16 protein-coding genes, 3 pseudogenes and 1 riboswitch are annotated in these 17,022 nt (G+C 71.4%); of the genes and pseudogenes, 8 read left to right on the top strand and 11 right to left on the bottom strand.

Going from position 1 to position 17,022, the window contains the following annotated elements; all coding sequences use genetic code 11:
- Positions 1-37 precede the first annotated feature (37 nt).
- From ACZ4UV_RS31505 to ACZ4UV_RS31480, 6 genes and pseudogenes are all read right to left on the bottom strand, one after another.
- The gene (locus tag ACZ4UV_RS31505; protein WP_451018088.1) at positions 38-769 is read right to left on the bottom strand and encodes an ABC transporter ATP-binding protein; all 732 of its coding nucleotides are present in this window, start codon (positions 767-769) and stop codon (positions 38-40) included.
- A complete protein-coding gene (locus ACZ4UV_RS31500) occupies positions 766-1,656 on the bottom strand; it encodes an ABC transporter permease (RefSeq protein WP_467842417.1) in 891 nt (296 codons plus the stop codon). The genes ACZ4UV_RS31505 and ACZ4UV_RS31500 overlap by 4 nt, the downstream gene beginning before the upstream one ends.
- Positions 1,653-2,549, bottom strand: coding sequence for a TauD/TfdA dioxygenase family protein (locus ACZ4UV_RS31495; protein ID WP_451018090.1), 897 nt, complete (start codon positions 2,547-2,549; stop codon positions 1,653-1,655). The genes ACZ4UV_RS31500 and ACZ4UV_RS31495 overlap by 4 nt, the downstream gene beginning before the upstream one ends.
- A 647-nt stretch (positions 2,550-3,196) precedes the next feature.
- Entirely contained in the window at positions 3,197-4,000 is an 804-nt protein-coding gene (locus ACZ4UV_RS31490) for a DUF427 domain-containing protein (RefSeq protein ID WP_451018100.1), read from the bottom strand.
- Between the two features lie 285 nt (positions 4,001-4,285).
- A pseudogene (locus tag ACZ4UV_RS31485) lies at positions 4,286-5,005 on the bottom strand (LLM class flavin-dependent oxidoreductase); the annotation flags it as partial.
- Positions 4,998-6,011, bottom strand: coding sequence for an MFS transporter (locus ACZ4UV_RS31480; protein WP_451018091.1), 1,014 nt, complete (start codon positions 6,009-6,011; stop codon positions 4,998-5,000). The pseudogene ACZ4UV_RS31485 and the gene ACZ4UV_RS31480, both read right to left, overlap by 8 nt.
- Before the next feature lie 337 nt (positions 6,012-6,348).
- Positions 6,349-6,462: riboswitch (SAM riboswitch) on the top strand.
- A gap of 34 nt (positions 6,463-6,496) precedes the next feature.
- Between ACZ4UV_RS31480 and ACZ4UV_RS31475 the strand changes: the two genes are divergently transcribed.
- The 6 genes from ACZ4UV_RS31475 (at position 6,497) to ACZ4UV_RS31450 (ending at position 13,148) form a co-directional block, all read left to right on the top strand.
- Positions 6,497-6,613 carry a putative leader peptide gene (locus ACZ4UV_RS31475; protein ID WP_390035654.1) on the top strand — a complete coding sequence of 39 codons (117 nt, stop codon included), beginning with the start codon at positions 6,497-6,499 and terminating at the stop codon, positions 6,611-6,613.
- 220 nt (positions 6,614-6,833) lie between these two features.
- Positions 6,834-8,453, top strand: a complete 1,620-nt coding sequence (locus ACZ4UV_RS31470; protein ID WP_451018092.1) for an ABC transporter substrate-binding protein — start codon at positions 6,834-6,836, stop codon at positions 8,451-8,453.
- 3 nt (positions 8,454-8,456) lie between these two features.
- Positions 8,457-9,416 (top strand): ABC transporter permease, encoded by a 960-nt coding sequence (locus tag ACZ4UV_RS31465; RefSeq protein WP_451018093.1) that lies wholly within the window; start codon positions 8,457-8,459, stop codon positions 9,414-9,416.
- On the top strand, positions 9,413-10,336 hold the full coding sequence (locus ACZ4UV_RS31460) for an ABC transporter permease (RefSeq protein WP_451018094.1): 924 nt from the start codon (positions 9,413-9,415) through the stop codon (positions 10,334-10,336). Before ACZ4UV_RS31465 ends, ACZ4UV_RS31460 begins: the two co-directional genes overlap by 4 nt.
- Complete coding sequence (locus ACZ4UV_RS31455) at positions 10,333-12,063, top strand: dipeptide ABC transporter ATP-binding protein (protein WP_451018095.1); 1,731 nt, start codon at positions 10,333-10,335, stop codon at positions 12,061-12,063. Before ACZ4UV_RS31460 ends, ACZ4UV_RS31455 begins: the two co-directional genes overlap by 4 nt.
- Positions 12,060-13,148, top strand: coding sequence for an LLM class flavin-dependent oxidoreductase (locus ACZ4UV_RS31450; protein WP_467842410.1), 1,089 nt, complete (start codon positions 12,060-12,062; stop codon positions 13,146-13,148). Before ACZ4UV_RS31455 ends, ACZ4UV_RS31450 begins: the two co-directional genes overlap by 4 nt.
- Here ACZ4UV_RS31450 and ACZ4UV_RS31445 read toward each other — a convergent pair.
- The 3 genes and pseudogenes from ACZ4UV_RS31445 to ACZ4UV_RS31435 form a co-directional block, all read right to left on the bottom strand.
- Positions 13,105-13,524: pseudogene (locus tag ACZ4UV_RS31445) on the bottom strand (cupin domain-containing protein); the annotation flags it as partial. The gene ACZ4UV_RS31450 and the pseudogene ACZ4UV_RS31445 overlap by 44 nt on opposite strands.
- 212 nt (positions 13,525-13,736) lie before the next feature.
- A pseudogene (locus ACZ4UV_RS31440) lies at positions 13,737-13,922 on the bottom strand (helix-turn-helix domain-containing protein); the annotation flags it as partial.
- Between the two features lie 16 nt (positions 13,923-13,938).
- Positions 13,939-14,433 carry an SsgA family sporulation/cell division regulator gene (locus ACZ4UV_RS31435; RefSeq protein ID WP_451018098.1) on the bottom strand — a complete coding sequence of 165 codons (495 nt, stop codon included), beginning with the start codon at positions 14,431-14,433 and terminating at the stop codon, positions 13,939-13,941.
- A 231-nt stretch (positions 14,434-14,664) separates the two neighbouring features.
- Between ACZ4UV_RS31435 and ACZ4UV_RS31430 the strand changes: the two genes are divergently transcribed.
- Positions 14,665-15,162, top strand: a complete 498-nt coding sequence (locus ACZ4UV_RS31430; RefSeq protein ID WP_467842406.1) for a MarR family winged helix-turn-helix transcriptional regulator — start codon at positions 14,665-14,667, stop codon at positions 15,160-15,162.
- A 114-nt stretch (positions 15,163-15,276) separates the two neighbouring features.
- On the top strand, positions 15,277-15,945 hold the full coding sequence (locus ACZ4UV_RS31425) for a nitroreductase (protein WP_451023299.1): 669 nt from the start codon (positions 15,277-15,279) through the stop codon (positions 15,943-15,945).
- Positions 15,946-15,962: 17 nt separating this feature from the next.
- Here the strand turns inward: ACZ4UV_RS31425 and ACZ4UV_RS31420 are convergent, their stop codons facing one another.
- Positions 15,963-16,658, bottom strand: coding sequence for a sigma factor-like helix-turn-helix DNA-binding protein (locus ACZ4UV_RS31420; protein WP_467842401.1), 696 nt, complete (start codon positions 16,656-16,658; stop codon positions 15,963-15,965).
- Positions 16,642-16,899 (bottom strand): sigma factor, encoded by a 258-nt coding sequence (locus ACZ4UV_RS31415; RefSeq protein ID WP_467842398.1) that lies wholly within the window; start codon positions 16,897-16,899, stop codon positions 16,642-16,644. The genes ACZ4UV_RS31420 and ACZ4UV_RS31415 overlap by 17 nt, the downstream gene beginning before the upstream one ends.
- Positions 16,900-17,022: the final 123 nt, after the last annotated feature.

The following is a 17,022-nucleotide window of genomic DNA, read 5'->3' as shown; positions in this document are numbered from 1 at the left end:
GGAAGCGGGGAGATGACTCGTGTGGAGCCGGCTGGATTCAGTGCTGGTTGGCGAGACCGAGGTCTTCGAGGAGTGCGGAGCGGAGTTCCTCACGGGCGACGCTCGCCTCGCGGTCCGGGGCCGACAGCTCGACGCGGTGGGAGGTGCCGATGCGTCCGTTGCTCATGACGACGACGCGGTCGGCCAGCGCGATCGCCTCGTCGACGTCGTGGGTGACGAGCAGCATGGCCGCGTGGTGTCTGCTGCGCAGCGCTCGCACCAGGTCGTGCATGCGCAGCCGGGTGATCGCGTCGAGTGCCGCGAACGGCTCGTCGAGCAGCACGAGTTCGGGCTCCGAGACCAACGCCCGTGCCAGGGAGACCCGTTGGGCCTCGCCGCCGGAGAGCTCCTTGGGCCAGGCCTTCTCACGGCCCGCGAGCCCGACCTCGGCGAGTACGTCGAGGGCCCGTTGGTCGGCGTCCGGTCCGTGCAGGCCGAGGGTGACGTTGCGCAGCACCCGCTGCCACGGCAGCAGCCGGTCGGCCTGGAAGACGATCGCGCGGCTGGCCGGGACCTCCACCCGTCCGCCGTCGGGCCGGTCGAGACCGGCGAGCAGGCGCAGGAGGGTGCTCTTGCCGCAGCCGGAGGGGCCCAGCAGGACCACCAGTTCCTCGTCGGCGATGGTGAGGTCCAGCCGGTCCAGGACGACCCGGTCGCCGAACCGCCGGACGACCTTCTCCACGACGGCGCCGGTCTGCTGCCGGAGCTGTGTCTCGACGGTGGTGCTCATGACGCCTCATAACTGGGACGCCACCGCAGCAGCACCCGCTCGAGAACCCGGACGAACTGGTCGGCGAGCAGACCGAGGAGCGAGTAGATCACCAGCCCCACGAAGACCTGGTCGGTCTGCAGGTACGTCTGCCCTTGCGTGATGAGGAAGCCGAGGCCCTTGTCGGCGTTGACCGTCTCGGCCGCGACGAGGCCCAGGACGCTGTAGGCGAGCGAGAACCGCAGGCCCACCAGGAATCCCGGCAGCGCCCCGGGCACCAGCACCCGCGTCACCAGCCGCCAGGTGCCCGCCCCCGTCGTCCGGGCCATCTCGATGAGGCGCTGGTCGACACCGCGGATCGCGGCGAAGAGGTTGACGTACATGGGGACGCCGGCTCCGAAGGAGATCAGCAGCACCTTGGTGAGCTCGTCGATGCCGAACCACACGATCATCAGCGGCAGCACCGCCAGCAGCGGGATCGTGTTCAGGATCTGCACGACCCCGTTGAACAGGTACTCGCCGCTGCGCAGCAGCCCGCCCAGTACCCCGCTGACGATGCCCACCGTCAGTCCGACGGCCAGGCCGATGCCGGCGCGTTGCAGCGAGATGGCCAGGTCGGGTCCGAGGACGCCCTGTTGCCACAGGTCGACGGCGGACTGGACGATGGAGGTCGGCGCCGGAGCGTAGGTCTTCTGCAGTACTCCGGCCCTGGCGAGGATCTCCCAGGCGACGAGAACGACGACCGGCGTGGTGTAGATGCCCAGCGGCCAGCGCAGCCGCTCGCGGAGCGTGTGCAGCGGGGTCCGGCGGCGGGCGTCGAGCGGCAGGAACACCTCGCGTCCGGACGCGCTCGGCGACTCGGCGGCCGCCGGGACGACCGCCGGTGCCTTGAGACCGACCTCGGTCATGCCGCCACCTCCAGCACCTTGCTGTAGTGCGAGGCGTCGCCGACGAGTTGCTCGCTGCGCCGGCCGTCGACGCCGACCGGCACGTCGCCGGCGACCGTCACACGGTTGAGGCGGCGCGGGTGGTCGTCGTAGTTGTCGACCCCGTAGTGCTGGGTGATCCTGTTGTCGAAGATCAGCAGCTGGCCGGGGGCCCAGGACCAGCGCAGGATGTTCTCGGGGCGGGTCACGTACGACTGGAAGACGCGCAGCAGATCGGCCGAGTCGCTGTTCGACAGGCCGGCGATGCGCTTGGCGAACCCGCCGATGAACAGCCCGCGTTCGCCCGTCAGCGGATGTACCCGTACGAGGGGATGCTCCGTCTCGTACGGCGTCGAGACGAAGACCCGGTCGTACTCCTGCCGTTCGGGCGTAGCGGCGGCGGGGCGCGCGTAGTCGTACTGGTTGGTGTGCACGACCCGCAGCGTGTCGGCGAGGGCCCGCAGCGGTTCGGGCAGGTCGCGGTAGGCCGCGGCGGCGTTCGCGATGAGCGTCTCGCCGCCGTAGGGCGTGGTCACGACGGACCGGAGCGTCGTGAGCTGCGGCGGGTTGAGCACGAAGGTGACGTCCGTGTGCCATTCGTTCGCCTTCGACGTCTCGCTGTCGACGGCGAGCACGTTCGTGGTCCCGTCGGCGGCCGGCACGTTCGGGTGGGCGGTCGTCAGGTCGCCGAACCAGCCGGCCACCCGCTCCTGACCGGCGTTGTCCAGGTTCACGTCGGCGAAGACGATCGCCTTGTGCTCGTTGAGCGCATGACGGAGCGCCGTGACGGTCGAGGGATCGGTGGGCGCGGCGAGGTCGACGCCGTCGACGAGCGCGCCGATACGGCCCGTCAGCTTGCGGATGGTCGGAGGCATGAGGGGGTCCCTCTCCAGGAATGGGGCGCAGGGCCGGATGCTGGGAGTCGGAGTGAAGGGGTGACGAGCGACGGTGGACGGCGCCGAGGCGGGTGCTTGGTCCGGTCGCGGCGAGAGAGCCCTGCGACCTCGCGAGCGATGCCGGAGGGAGGCCGGGCTCGGACTCTGCGCACTGCCCCCGAGGGAGCCGGGGAGCCGGAAGGGAGAAGCGGGCGCGCGGTGGTCGCCGCGCTCCCGTGAGCAGGGCACCGCCGAGGCGGACGCCGCGCACCGCCCCTTCCGGACGTACGCCAGGGGCGCACACCGGCCGATGCCGGGATCCGCTCAGCGGATCAGCGACTCGCCTTCCGGATCAACGACAACAGAACGCGCTGGAGACGTGCGCCAGGTCGATGTGGCGCCTCCGGGTCAAATCCACGCGCGGGGTCATGGAAGGTGAGTTGAGCAGAGGTCCGCGCCGTCGGTCAATATGTTCCGGACAGCCCTCACATTGCGGAAACATCGGCCGCTCCGGAGAGGTCGTCGCGCAACGGCCGACGGGGCCTGGCTGTCGGGCGACACGCCAGGCCCCGTCGCGGTGTGCCCGACCGCGGACCGGCGCGGTCCGTCGGGCCGGACGCGGCGGTCGTTGCTCGTCAGGTGTGCCGCTACTCCGAGAGCGCCTTGGTGAAGTGGGTGACGGGGCGCGCCACCCGCTCCCCGTCAAGGGTGATGTCGACGGCCTCGTTGTAGAAGGCGAGGAGTCCCTGGACGGCGCCCACCGCGGGCAGCGGGTCCGGGTAGCTCCAGACGACGTTGGGCGGGACGGCGGCCTCTGCGCGCCACGACCAGTACTCGGCGGTGCCCTTGTACGGGCAGCCCGTGTGGTGGTCGGTGGCTTCGAGCAGGTCGAGGCGGACGTCCTCGCGCGGGATGTAGTAGCGGGTGGGCAGGCCGGTCTCGAAGAGCAGGACCGGCCGGCGGGTGTCGGCGACGACCGTGCCGTCGATCTCGACCACGAGGTGACGGCTGCTGGGGATGGCGTCCACCCGCTTGTGCGGGTCACGGGGGTGGACGAAGATCTCTTCCTCCTCCTCGTACCAGTGGTCCAGGCCCCGCCCGACGCGCCGGAACCACTCGAAGGCGATGTGGTCGGCCAGGTCGGCGGCCGGGAAGGTCCAGGCCGCGTTCTCCAGCAGCTCGCCGTCGACCTCGACGTCGTAGAAGATCCTCGAGCCGGTGTGCGTACCCGTCGGCGGGTTCTTGGCGGGCCGGAGGAGCTCCTCGCGTACCTCCGTGCGCGGGAACGCGTACAGCGGTACGGGAACACCCGGCTCCCAGACGAGGACGGGGTGGCGGCTGTCGACCACCGTGACGTCACCCTTGCGGCCGCGCACCCAGCGCTCGCTCGGCTCCCACAGGAGCCCCTCGGGGGTGGTCCGCACGGCCTGTGCGGTGGGGAACGTGGTCATGGGCGGCTCTCCTTCGGCTGGTTCACGCGGTGACTTCGGCGACGTAGGGGCGACTCTCCCGCCAGGCCGCGAGCTGCTCGGGGCGGCCGAAGACCCGCAGGAACTCCTAGACGTTGCCACGGGCACGCTCCCACACCGAGACGGGTTCGAAGTCGGAGCCGTCCGGGTCGGCGAAGGCCGACGGGGGTGCCACGACCGTGTCCAGGCTCGGGTGGACGAACACCGCGGAGGAACAGCGCGTCGCCGTGCCGCCGGCCACCACGCGGTGCCGTCCGGGGCGCGGGCGGCGATGTCGGCGGGCGTGGGGCGGGCCACCAGGACCACGTCGGCGCGCTCGTCGATGTCCAGCGCGTCCGGAGCGAGGACGACGAGCTGTCCCTGCGGTGGGCGGGGGGTGATCAGGGGGCCCTTCACCGAGAAGCCGGCGCCCTCGAAATCGATGTGGTGCACGCGGACCGGGTCCAGGAAGCGGCCGGTGGCGACGTCCTTGACGACCGCGTCGTCCTCCCAGGAGTCCCACAGCGCGCGGGCGGTGTCGACGACGTCCGTGATCTCCCGGTGCAGGGCGGCGCCGGAGAGCGGGGTTCGTCCGACGGTGGCGAGGTCGTCCGCGCCCGCCGCCGCTCCCACCAGCCAGGCGGCCCGGCCGTGCGAGGCGTGGTCCAGGCTCGCCAGCTGGGTGGCGAGGTGGAACGGCTCGGTGGTCGTGATGTGCAGGGTGGGTGCGAGTCCGATGCGGGCGGTGAGGCCGGACACGTACGCGGCCCGGGTGCCGGCCTCGACCCGGCCGACGAGTCCGCCGACCGTGCCGGGCGGTAGCGGCTCGTCGGCGAAGGTGACGAGCGCGAACCCGGCCCGCTCGGCGGCGACGGCCGTCTCCCGCACCGCCTGCGGAGCGCCGGGCGGGGCAGGAGCAGGGGCCGAGGAAGCGGCGGGGTGGGCGCCGCCACCGTCGGTCTCCAGAGCGAGGTGGAGTCCGGGCAGTCCGGTGTGACGGTCAGTCATCGGGCTTGCCTCCGGTGGACTGTTCGCGTGACGGCTGGTGATCGGTGGCGGGCGAGCGGCCGGCCGGCGCCGCCGCGGACCGGAAGCCGGGCGGGGCGGGCGGTGTGGCCGGTACGGACGACACGGACGACACAGACGGCAGGGGCGGCGGGGGCGGCGGGGCCGACGCGGGCGGTGCGGACGACGCGGCCGCCACGGACGACACGACGGACACCACGAGGGCCGGTGCCGAGCGTGACCTCCGCGTCAGCCACAGCGCCACGCCGAGCGCGGCCAGCACGGCGGTGGCCGCGCCAGCGCCCGGCCCCCAGCGCACCCCCGCGTGCTGGGAGATCCAGCCGATGACGGGGGCGCCGACCGGGCTGCCGCCCATGGAGATCACCGTGCAGACCGCCATCACCCGGCCGCGCATGGCGTCGCTCACCTCCGACCGGACGAAGGCGCTCACCGCCGTGTTCAGCGTCATCAACGTGAAGCCGGCGGGCAGCAGCAGGGCGAGGAAGGCGGCGTACGTGGGCATGACCCCCGCCCGTGCCTCGAAACCGCCGAACAGCAGCGCGCCGACGACGACCGTCCGTACCCGGGGCGAGACCCCGCGCGTGGCGGCGACCGTCCCGGCGACGGTGCCGACGGCCAGCGCGGTGTTCATGAGGCCGAGTCCCCGGGAGCCGACGTCGAAGACGCGCCCCGCGAACAGGGCCAGCGTGGTGGGGAAGTCGACCGCGAAGGTGGCGCTCAGGCCGAAGACGGTGAACACACCGACGAGTTCGGGCCGGGCCGCCACGTAGCGCAGCCCCTCCGCGCCCGCCCCGGTCCACGGCGGCCGGGAGACGGGGCGCGTCTTCCGCGCCCGCGGCCGGGTGAGCGTCAGGACGAACCAGTCCAGCGCGACACCCTGCATCGCGCTGCCGATGCTGGACACCAGGCCCGTGCTCCAGTAGATCCGGTGGTCACGGACCCGTAGGGCGGCGAACACTCCGTTCGGGGCAGTGCTGTTGACGACCATGCGGCTCTTTCCGAGCGGGCGGGGGCTGGACGCGGGCGCGTCGGGGGATGCCTGCGACGCCGGTCCGGAGCCAGGTGAGGGCGCGGCGGAGGCGGATGCGACGGGGAGCGAGTGGTCAGCGACAGGTCTGGTCGAACTGGTCGGCGCGGAGGCCCGACCAGAACGGGTCGAGCAGCGGCGTGCGTGCCTGACCTGCGGTCTCCATGGCCGGATCAAAGCACACGGAACAAGGTGTGTCCACCATCCGTCCCGGCACCTGAGACGACCCCGTTCTCCCGAACAGGGCGTCACATTGCGGCATTGACGTACGACAAAATCGATCCGTAGCATCACCAACGGCATTGAGTGTCAGCGTCAAGCCCTGGCTCGCTGACCGGCAACCCTCCCGCGCGGTGGGGTGCTCCAGGTGAAAGCCCGGCGGGGTCACCGATGACTCCCGCAAGCGCGTGGCCCCGTGACCGGGGCCGGAGACGGGGAGGTTCGGCATGCGGCACAGCGACGACTCTGCTGCCTCCCTCACCGACGCCACGGCGTACTCCCGGCTCTCGCGCCGGCGCCACATCGATCTGAAGCGCTCGACCAGCTGCCTCTGTCGGGCCTGACCGGCCCGGCCGCCGCCGGCTGACATCCGTCACCGGCCCCGGCCCCTGCGCGCCGCCCTTCCCGCTCGCCACCGGTTCCCGGTGTCGTCCGCATGCCACCTCCCTGTCTGCACAGCGCATCCCCGGCCGGAGTCGATCCGCCCGGGCCGCACACACCGTCATGCCTGCGCACATCCGTGCGCGGTCGTGCCCCGGTGACACGAGTAGGAGAAAGCCCTCCGTGACTGCACTTCCGGAATTCAGACCTTCCCGATGGGCGCCCCTGGCCGCGCTCCTGACCACCAGCGTCCTGCTGACCGCGTGCGGTTCGGGCGACGACGGCACCGGCGGCGGAAGCGGCCAGGCGAAGTCCGGCGGCACCCTGACCTTCGCGGTGGGATCCGACGCCGGCTGCGTGGACCCGCAGCAGGTCGGCAGCAACGACACCATCTACTCGGTGCGCCAGATCGTGGACTCCCTCACCGACCAGGACCCGAAGACCGGCAAGATCGTGCCGTGGCTCGCCAAGAGCTGGGACATCAGCGCCGACGCGACGACGTTCACGTTCCACCTGCGGTCGGGCGTCACCTTCAGCGACGGCTCGAAGCTGACCGCGCAGGTGGTCAAGGACAACTTCGACGCGGTGCCGAACCTCGGCGCCCTGGGCACCCTCGCCGAGGGCTATCTCAGCGGCGTCAAGAGCACCACGGTGGTCGACCCGCTCACCGTCAAGGTGTCCTTCAAGCAGCCCAACGCCCAGTTCCTCCAGGCGACTTCGACCCACTCGCTGGGGATCGAGTCCTCGGCGAGCGTCAAGAGGAGCCCGCAGCAGAAGTGCAGCGACGGGGTGGTCGGGTCCGGGCCGTTCGTGCTCAAGCAGTACGTGCAGAACCAGTCGATCACCCTGGGCAGGCGCACCGGGTACGACTGGGGTTCCTCGCTGTGGTCGAAGAAGGGCGAGGCCTACCTGGACAAGCTGGTGTTCAAGGTCGTGCCCGAGGCAGGGGTGCGGGCCGGCAGTCTCCAGTCCGGGCAGGTGGACGCGATCAGCAGCGTCGGCAAGGCCAACGAGGCGGCCCTCAAGGGCGGCCAGGTCACCCTCCAGAGCCGGGCCAACCCCGGTGTGGTGTTCGGTCTCGGGCTGAACAACTCCCGGCCCCTGCTGAAGGACGCGAAGGTCCGTCAGGCGATCTCGGCCGCCATCGACCGGAAGCAGATCGCCGACACGGTCTTCCCGACCGGCACCCGGCCGGCGACCAGCGTCCTGGCGCACACCACGCCCGACTACACCGATCTCTCCTCGGACCTCGCGCTCGACACGGCCAAGGCGAAGTCGCTGCTGGATGCGGCCGGTTGGAAGGCGGGCAGCGACGGCATCCGCACCAAGGACGGCAAGAGGCTGACCCTGACCGTCAGCTGGTTCCCCAACGCGGCCACCAACCAGCCCGCGCTGGAACTCGTCCAGCAGCAGCTCAAGGCCGTCGGGATCGACGTGGTGCTCAAGCAGCTCCCGGTCACCCAGTTCGCCACCACGCTCCAGTCGGGTGACTTCGACGTGGTGTGGGGGAACGTGACCCGCGCCGACCCGGACATCCTGCGCAGCTCCTTCTCCTCCCAGCTGGGCAACTTCTACCACCTGCCCGCCAGTTCGCTGGACACGGCACTGTCCGCGCAGGCCGCGACCACGGACACCGCGAAGCGCGAGCAGCTGGTGGCGGAGGCGCAGCAGCTGATCGTGCAGAACGCGTACAACGTGCCGGTGGTGGAGCTCCAGACCCAGCTCGGCGTCTCGAAGAAGGTGCACGATCTCGAATTCGACTCCGGCAGCCGCGTCCAGCTGCACGACACCTGGATCGGGTAGCGGATGCGCCGCTATGTGATCAAACGGCTGGCGCAGGCGGTCGGGGTGCTGTGGGCGGCCTACACGGTGTCGTTCCTGGTACTGGACTTCCTGCCCGGTGACCCGGTCTCGGCGATGGCCGGGGCCGGGATGGACACGGGGCAGGTCGACCCGGCCCAACTCGCCAGGCTGCGGCACGAGTACGGCTTCGACAAGCCGGTGCTGGTGCAGTACGCGGAGTATCTGGGCCGGGCGGTGCGCGGGGACTTCGGCGACGCGGTCTCCACCGGCCGCCCGGTGACCTCCACGCTCGCCGACGCGCTGCCGCAGACACTCCAGCTGACCGGTGCCGCGCTGCTGCTGGCGGTGGTCCTCGGCGGCGGCCTCGCGGTGGTGGCGACGTACACCTCGCGGCGGTGGCTGCGGCAACTGCTGCTGTCGCTGCCCCCGCTGGGGGTGTCGGTCCCGACGTTCTGGGTGGGGCTGCTGCTCGTCGAGGCGTTCTCCTTCAAGCTCCACTGGTTCCCGGCCTTCGGCAACGACGGGCTGAAGGGGCTGGTGCTGCCGGCGCTCACGCTGGCGGTCCCGACCGGCGCACAGGTCGCCCAGGTGCTGGCGAAGAGCCTGCTGACCGCGCTGGACCAGGCCTATGTGGAGACCGCGCGGGCCAAGGGCGCGGGCAGGTGGCGGGTGCATCTGCGGCACGCGCTGCGCAACGCGTCACTGCCGGCGCTGACGGTCGTGGGCCTGCTGGTCGGGCAGCTGATCGCCGGTTCGGTGGTGGTCGAGACGGTGTTCTCCCGCGACGGTCTGGGCCGGGTGACCGCAGGGGCGGTCACCACCCAGGACATCCCGCTGGTCCAGGGGGTGGTGGTGTTCGGCGCGCTGATCTTCGTGGCGACGAACCTGCTCGTGGACCTCGTCTATCCGCTGCTGGACCCGCGGATCGTGGTGGCCTCGGACAGAAGGGCGAGCTTCGCATGAGTCAGAGCCTTGTCGACGACCGGGCCGGGGCCGCCCTCGGCCTCGCCCGGCCGGTCGGGGACGGAACCCCCGCGGAACCCGGCCGCCCCGCCGGGATCCGCCGGGTGCTCCGTTTCCTGCTGCGCCGCCCCGGTCTGCTGTTGTCCGTCGTCGTCCTCGTGCTGGTGGTGCTGGCCGCCTTCTGGCCGGACCTGTTCACCTCGCAGGACCCGCTGAAGGGGGTGCCGTCCCAGAACTTCCGCGGCCCGAGCGGCAGTCACTGGTTCGGCACCGACGAACTCGGCCGCGACGTCTTCTCCCGGGTGGTCCACGGCGCCCAGCTCTCCCTCAAGGCCACCCTGATCGCGGTCCTGGTCGCGTTCGTGGTCGGCGGTCTGCTCGGGGTGGTCGCGGGGTTCGTGGGCCGCTGGGTGGACGACGTGCTGATGCGCTTCGTGGACGTCCTCCTCGCCATCCCCGCACTGTTCCTGTCGCTGGCGCTGGTCACCGCGCTCGGGTACGGGACGGTGAAGGTGGCCGTCGCGGTCGGTATCGCCAGTGTCGCCTCCTTCGCCCGGGTGGCGCGGGCGGAGGTGCTGCGGGTGCGGCAGGCGGTGTTCGTCGAGGCGTCCCGGTCCTGCGGCGCCCGCTGGTACTCGGTGCTCGGCCGGCACGTGCTGCCCAACGCCGCAGGGCCGGTGATCGTGCTGGCCACCCTGGACTTCGGTTCCTCGATCCTGGCCGTCTCGGCGCTGAGCTTCCTCGGCTACGGCGCGCCGCCGCCCGCCCCGGAGTGGGGGACGTTGATCTCCGACGGCCGCAACTACCTGGCCAACGCCTGGTGGCTGACCGCGCTGCCCGGTCTGGCGATCGCCGCGACCGTGCTGGCCGCCAACCGCGTCGCGAGGGCCCTGGACGGCGAATGGGCTCGGCAGCGATGACCGACGACGCACACGAGAACGATGACGCACACAAGAACGGCGACGCACGCGAGAACGGTGAGGACGTGACCACACCAGTCCTGGAGATCCGCGGCCTGTCCGTGTCGTACCGCACCCGGGGCGGCACGGTGTCGGCCGTACGGGGCGTGGACCTCGACGTATGGCCAGGGCAGGTGACCGCCGTGGTCGGCGAGTCCGGCTCCGGCAAGAGCACCACCGCACACGCCGTCACCCGGCTGCTGGCGGCGAACGGCACCATCGACGCGGGCACGGTCCGCTTCGGCCGGCACGACCTGGCCACCCTCTCCGAGGCGGAGCTGCGTACCGTGCGCGGCGCGCAGATCGGGCTGGTCCCGCAGGATCCGACGGTCTCGCTCAACCCGGTGAAGCGGATCGGCGAGCAGGTCGCCGAGGTGCTGCGCATCCACGGCCTGGCGACCCGGCGTGCGGCGGCGGCCGAGGCGGTCGCCGTCCTCGACCGGGCGGGACTGCCCGACGCGGCCGTCCGGGCCCGGCAGTACCCGCACGAGCTGTCCGGCGGCATGCGGCAACGGGCCCTGATCGCGGTCGCGATCGCGGCGAAGCCCAGGCTGATCATCGCCGACGAGCCGACCAGCGCGCTGGACGTCACCGTGCAGCGGGTCATCCTCGACCATCTCCAGCACCTCACCGAGGAGTCGGGCACCGCGATCCTGCTGGTCACCCACGACCTCGGAGTGGCCGCGGACCGGGCCCAGCGCCTGGTGGTCATGGAGCAGGGCAAGGTCGTCGAGGCGGGCGAGACCCGGGCCGTCCTCGCCGACCCGCAGCACGAGTACACCCGACGGCTGCTGGCCGCCGCCCCGAGCCTGACCACGGCCCGCCCCCGTACCGCGGTCTCCACCGCCCCGCCCGAAACGGCGCCTCCCCTGGTCGAGGCACGCAACCTGGTCAAGGAGTTCAGGCTGCCGCGGGCCGGCGGCGAGGCCCGGACCCTGCGCGCGGTCGACGACGTCAGCCTCACCCTGCGGCGCGGGCAGACCCTCGCCCTGGTCGGGGAGTCGGGCTCGGGCAAGTCCACCACCGCCCGGCTGGTGCTGCGCCTGGCCGAGGCGACCTCCGGACAGGTGCTGCTCGACGGCACCGACGTCACCACCGCCAAGGGCGCCGGGGTCAGGGAGCTGCGCCGGCGTGCCCAGCTGGTCTACCAGAACCCGTACGCCTCGCTCGACCCGCGCTTCTCCATCGGCGAGGTGATCACCGAGCCGCTGCGGGCGTTCAAGGTCGGCGACCGCGCCACCCGGCTCGACCGCGCCCGCGAACTGCTCGACCGGGTCGCGCTGCCCGCCGCGACGCTGGAGCGCCGCCCGGCCGAACTGTCCGGCGGACAGCGCCAGCGGGTGGCCATCGCGCGTGCCCTCGCGCTCTCCCCCGACCTGGTGGTGTGCGACGAACCCGTCTCCGCGCTCGACGTGTCCGTGCAGGCCCAGGTCCTGGACCTGCTGGCCGAGTTGCAGGCGAACACCGGCGTGGCGTACCTGTTCATCTCCCACGACCTGGCCGTCGTACGGCAGATCGCGCACCGGGTCGCCGTCATGCGGGCCGGCCGGATCGTCGAGACGGGCCCGCCCGAGGACCTGTTCTCCGCGCCCCGCCACGCGTACACCCGCGAGCTGCTGGCGGCGATCCCCGGCAGCCGTGTCCCCTCCCCCGCCTCGGCAACCAGCACCGGTCAAGGACCAGCATGAGCACTCCCACCCTCACCTCCCTGTCCTTCCTGACACCCGGCAACTTCGTGGACGACGACCCCTACCCCGGCCTGGAGGAGACCCTCCGGCTGTTCGAGTACGGCGAGCGGCTCGGCTACGACGGCGCCTGGATCCGGCAGCGCCACCTCGAACACGGCGTCGGCTCGGCGGCCGTCTTCCTCGCGGCGGCCGGGCAGCGCACCGAGCGCATCGAACTGGGCACCGCCGTCATCCCGATCGGCTACGAGAGCCCGTTCCGGCTCGCCGAGGACCTGGCGCTGGCCGACGTCCTGTCCCGGGGCCGGCTCCAGATCGGTTTCAGCACCGGCATGCCCCACGCCGACCTGCTCGGCGACCTCGTGTACGACGGGGACTGGCGCGGCTTCGACCTGTCGTACGGCAGGATCGCCCGGGTCGTGGAGAACCTGCGCGGCGACTACCTCGGCGGCCCGGACACCGTCATCCACTCACCGGGCAACGTCCAGCGCCCCCGGCTGCAACCGCACAACCCCGGCCTGGCGCGCCGTATCTGGTACGGCGGCGGAAGCCTGCGCTCGGTCCGCTGGGCCGCCGGGCAGGGCCTCGGTCTGCTGTCCGGGAACATCGTCACCGGCGAGGACACCGACGACTTCACCACGGCCCAGCTGAACCTGTTGTCGGAGTACCGGCGCGCGCTGCCGCCGGACCGAACGCCGCGCGTTGCCGTGGGCCGGGTGATCGTCCCCCTCGACAGCGCCGACGCCGCCACCCGCGCCCGCTACCGGGCCTACGCGGCGAGCCGCCACGAGCGGACCCTCGCGCCGCAGGGCCCGAAGCGCATCCTGTTCGCCCCGGACGTCGTCGGGACCGCGGAGCAGATCCTGGAAGCACTCACGACCGATCCGGTGCTCGCCGAAGTGTCCGAGCTGCGCCTGGAGCTGCCGTACGAGTTCCACCGGGAGGAGTACGAGCAGATCCTGCACGACGTCCGGCACCTCGTCGCGCCCGAGCTGGGCCGGCACCCCGAGGCTGCTCAGGCAGGAACAGGGCGAGCCCCGGAGGTCACGCGTCGGGGGCCGGAGGTGCGTACAGGCCGGGCAGGTTGACCACGATCGCCTCCTGGGTGCTGCGGGCGATGACGAGCACGGCCCCCTCGGCGGGGTTCGGGTTCTCCTCGCGGTGCGGTACGAACGGGGGGACGAAGATGTAGTCGCCCGGCGAGGTGCGCAACCGTACCTCCTCGGGCTGCTCGCCCGTGTCGTCCAGGAAGACGAACTCGGGGTGCCCGCCCACGATGTGGATCGCGGTCCCGGACTCACCGTGGTGGTGGTCCGAGCCCGTGGTCGCCGGGGCTACGTGGGTCTGGCCCATTCAGGGCTTCTCGGAGCCGACGGTCCGTCCAGCGCCCGCGCGGGCGGGTCGTCCGGCGCGCCCGGCGGGAACGCCACCCTGAAGTGGGCCTCCTCCTGCGTCCCCGCGCACTGGGACCCGGTGGTCTCCGACAGCGGCGCCCAGTTCCGTGAACTTGCCCTGGCGTAAGTGTCGTTGACCCGCACCGGCGAGAAGGGCAACGCCGTTCCAGGGGCCCGGACCACGCGGCGGTGCGGGGCTCGGGTCCGCAGTCACGGCCTGCAGCGATCGTGCAGCACCTGGTCCCTGGCCACGCCCCCTCGCACGGCCCGGCGCCCAGGCCGTCAGACGCCGGACGTGGACTGTTCGTCCTGCAGCGCGGCGAGGGCGGCCGCCAGCCTGCCGCGGCCGGTGATGCCCAGGCGCGGGTAGATGCGGTAGAGGTGCGCTCCGACGGTGCGGTGCGAGATGAACAGGCGCTGGCCGATCTCCCGGTTGCTCAGCCCCCGCGACGCCAGCACGGCTATCTCGAACGACTCTCTGACATCACGTCTCGTCCGACAACTGACTGGCAAAACCCTCCAGCCCCAGAAAGCTCCTCTCCTCCCCGAGGGGCACAACTTCGAAGGTGGAGGTCAGGAATTCATCGATCACTACCGCGGACGCGGCTACGACGAACGTTTCCCGACCCGACCGGAACGACAGGTACACCAACCCATGGCCACGGATTTCGTCGGGCCAGACCTGCACATCACCGAAACCGTCGAGCCGCCGCCTGCCGGAGGCCAGGAGCTCGCGGCCGAACTCCCACTCGATGACCGGATCACTGCCCGCCTTGAACGCCATGGTCACGGAGTATGGCTCCGCGCTGTCGTAGCGGAGATCTGTCATGACCGGCAGCGGCGTCCCCTCTTCGAGAAGAGCCACGACCGTTCGACATGTCACCGGCTCCGGCTCGACACCCCACCTCGCGTGGCCGTCCGACCCGGCTTTGCGAGCACACCCCGGCTCGTCATCGGTGTCGAAGACCTTGCCGCTCATGATTCGTCCTCTCTCGTCTTCCCGTCGCGACGGCTGTGGATCGGCGTCCACGGAGCCGCGCCCAGGGCATGGGCCGACTCGCTACCACGAGCCTGGAACGGGCTGAGAACCCGATGCATCAGTCAAGTGACTACGAGAGCACGGCTCAGGCCGGATCACGGCTCCTCAGTCCATCCGCGACCGGCTCATGTGAAACCGTCTCGAATGCACCTATGGCTGTAATGTGACCTCGTGACCACCCATGCACCTCACGAAGCCGCCCCGTCGGCCGCCTCACGCGCCACCGACCGCCCCGGAGACGCCTCACCCTTCGCTCTCGCCCTGCTGTTGCGGCGGGCGCACTGGCGGGTGGCGGGGGTGATGACGGAGGCGCTGCGCCCGCTGGGTATCGAGTTGCGGCATTTCGCGGTGCTGCTGGTGCTGGTCGACCGGGGGCCGACGGTGCAGCGGGACCTGGGTCCGGCGACGGGGTCGGACAAGGCGGGTGTCATGAGGGTCGTGGACGATCTGGAGCGGATGGGACTGGCCGTCCGCAAGGCGGTTCCGGGGGACCGGCGGGTGCGGGCGGTGGAGATCACGCCGCGGGGGGTCGAGCTGTTCGATGCGGCGCATGTGGCGGCGGAGCCGCTGGCCGAGCGCCTGGTGGCCGGTCTGGAGCCGGGCGAACGCGAACAGCTGACAGGACTGCTGACCCGGTTCGCCCACCCCACCGAGCACGGCAAGGCATGAACACGCCCACTCCCTCTCCCCCCCACCGTCACGCTCGTCCGAGATGGTATTGACCGATACTATTTCGAGTGATACGATTGTGGAGGTGTCAAGCAGAAAGGGGTGCAGGCGATCATGAATGTCTACGAGGCTGTCGCGAGTCGGCGAGCCGTGCGGGGATTCACCGACCAGCAGGTACCGCGGGAGGTGCTGGAGCGCGTGCTGTCCGCCGCGGCCTGGGCACCATCCGCATCGAACCTCCAGCCGTGGCACGTCTACGTACTGACCGGCCGACCGCTGGCTGAGCTCAAGAAGCGTGCCGGCGAACGCATAGCCGCAAGCGACCCCTGGGACGAGCCCGAGTACGAGCAGTACCCCCCAGCCCTCAAGAGCCCTTACCAGGAGCGCCGATCCGCCTTCGGCGAGCAGCGCTACGGCGCGCTCGGCATTCCGCGCGAGGACCTGGAGGCTCGGCAGAGGGCCGCTGCCGCGAACTGGGACTGCTTCGGGGCACCCGCCGCCCTGTTCTGCTACGTCGACCGCTGCATGGGCCGGCCCCAGTGGTCGGACCTGGGCATGTATCTGCAGTCCGTGATGCTGCTGCTCCGCGTCGAAGGGCTGCACAGCTGCACGCAGATGGCCTGGGCGAAGTACCACAAGACCGTCGCGGAGGTCCTGTCGCCGCCGGATGAACTCCTTCTCTTCTGCGGCATGTCGATCGGGCACGAGGACGTCACGGCAAGCCAACCTCGTATCGGCCGGGCGCCGCTCGAGGAGACAGTCACGTTCGTCGGCGGCTGCTGACCCGGCGGCACCGGCGATCAGAGCGAGCCGTCGCCCTGCCGTGACGGGCCCCCGTGCGAGCCGGAGTCCGGGATGGTGGGGGGCTGGTTCCAGGACCGCAGCTTGTCGGGATTGAGGACAACCCACACCTGCGCGACATGGTGTTCAGCGATGTCGAGGCTGATGACGGCGGCGACCTGGCGGTCGTAACGGACGACGAGGCCGGTACGCCCGTTGACGGAGTGGGTGGTCAGGGTGGTGCGAGGGTGGCGGGCCAGGAGCGTCAGCAGGCTGTGGGCGACCTGACGGCTGCCGTGCACCGGCCTGCCCAGTGCGCAGACCTTGCCGCCGCCGTCGAAGAACGCCGTGGCGTCCGGACACAGCAGCGACTCGAGCAGTTCGGCATCCTCGTCCACGCAGGCCTGGCGGACGGTGCGGGCGAGGAGATCCTGTTCATCAGGAGGGGTGGAGCGCGAGCGCTGCATCCGAAGGCTGCGGCGGGCACGGTCGGCGAGCTCGGCGCACTCGGGCTCCGGACGTCCCACGATGTCGGCCACCGTGTCGGAGGCCATCCCGAAGACGTCGTTGAGCACGAACGCCGCCCGCTCGGCCGGCGACAGGGAGTCCAGGGCGTTCAGCAGAACCCGGCTGACCTCCTCCGCCAGGACCGCCTGAGCGCCGACGTCTGGTGGTTCCGTGGAGTGCTCCGATGTCCGGTCACGCCGACCGGTCACGCCACGACGGGGGGCGGGCGAGCAGGCCCAGGCAGACCCCGCGCGCGGTCTTCGTGAGCCAGTACCAGGGAGCCGTGATCCGGCCACGCTCCGCGTCGGACAGGCCGTACCACCGACGGTAGCTCTCACCGACCACGTTCTCCGCCTCGCGGGAGTCGCCCAGCATCCAGTAGGTGACTTCCAGCAGGTGCCGCCGCTCGTCGAGCAACTCCGCGACCGGCACCGCGTCAGCGTCGTCCATATGGCTTTCTCCCCCGCACCAGGCACAGCGCAGCACAGACATGTACGTTCCTCGGCTCAATCCTCTGACCGGGCATGCACGCGTCGTGTGACACCGGCTGTCTCCCGCGGCCGCGCATCTCAG

The organism is Streptomyces sp. NPDC028289 (assembly GCF_055565975.1).
The sequence above is the reverse complement of the archived record's forward strand: the minus strand, read 5'-3'. Positions and strand labels throughout refer to the sequence as shown.

Bases quoted from the DNA above. Each gene is read 5' to 3' on its own strand.
- ACZ4UV_RS31465 (WP_451018093.1), top strand. From the start codon at position 8,457: ATGCGCCGCTATGTGATCAAACGGCTGGCGCAGGCGGTCGGGGTGCTG.
- ACZ4UV_RS31480 (WP_451018091.1), bottom strand. From the start codon at position 6,011: ATGGTCGTCAACAGCACTGCCCCGAACGGAGTGTTCGCCGCCCTACGG.
- ACZ4UV_RS31500 (WP_467842417.1), bottom strand. From the start codon at position 1,656: ATGACCGAGGTCGGTCTCAAGGCACCGGCGGTCGTCCCGGCGGCCGCC.
- ACZ4UV_RS31415 (WP_467842398.1), bottom strand. From the start codon at position 16,899: ATGGACGACGCTGACGCGGTGCCGGTCGCGGAGTTGCTCGACGAGCGG.
- ACZ4UV_RS31490 (WP_451018100.1), bottom strand. From the start codon at position 4,000: ATGACCACGTTCCCCACCGCACAGGCCGTGCGGACCACCCCCGAGGGG.
- ACZ4UV_RS31425 (WP_451023299.1), top strand. From the start codon at position 15,277: ATGAATGTCTACGAGGCTGTCGCGAGTCGGCGAGCCGTGCGGGGATTC.
- ACZ4UV_RS31505 (WP_451018088.1), bottom strand. From the start codon at position 769: ATGAGCACCACCGTCGAGACACAGCTCCGGCAGCAGACCGGCGCCGTC.
- ACZ4UV_RS31495 (WP_451018090.1), bottom strand. From the start codon at position 2,549: ATGCCTCCGACCATCCGCAAGCTGACGGGCCGTATCGGCGCGCTCGTC.
- ACZ4UV_RS31460 (WP_451018094.1), top strand. From the start codon at position 9,413: ATGAGTCAGAGCCTTGTCGACGACCGGGCCGGGGCCGCCCTCGGCCTC.
- ACZ4UV_RS31435 (WP_451018098.1), bottom strand. From the start codon at position 14,433: ATGAGCGGCAAGGTCTTCGACACCGATGACGAGCCGGGGTGTGCTCGC.
- ACZ4UV_RS31475 (WP_390035654.1), top strand. From the start codon at position 6,497: ATGCGGCACAGCGACGACTCTGCTGCCTCCCTCACCGACGCCACGGCG.
- ACZ4UV_RS31450 (WP_467842410.1), top strand. From the start codon at position 12,060: ATGAGCACTCCCACCCTCACCTCCCTGTCCTTCCTGACACCCGGCAAC.
- ACZ4UV_RS31455 (WP_451018095.1), top strand. From the start codon at position 10,333: ATGACCGACGACGCACACGAGAACGATGACGCACACAAGAACGGCGAC.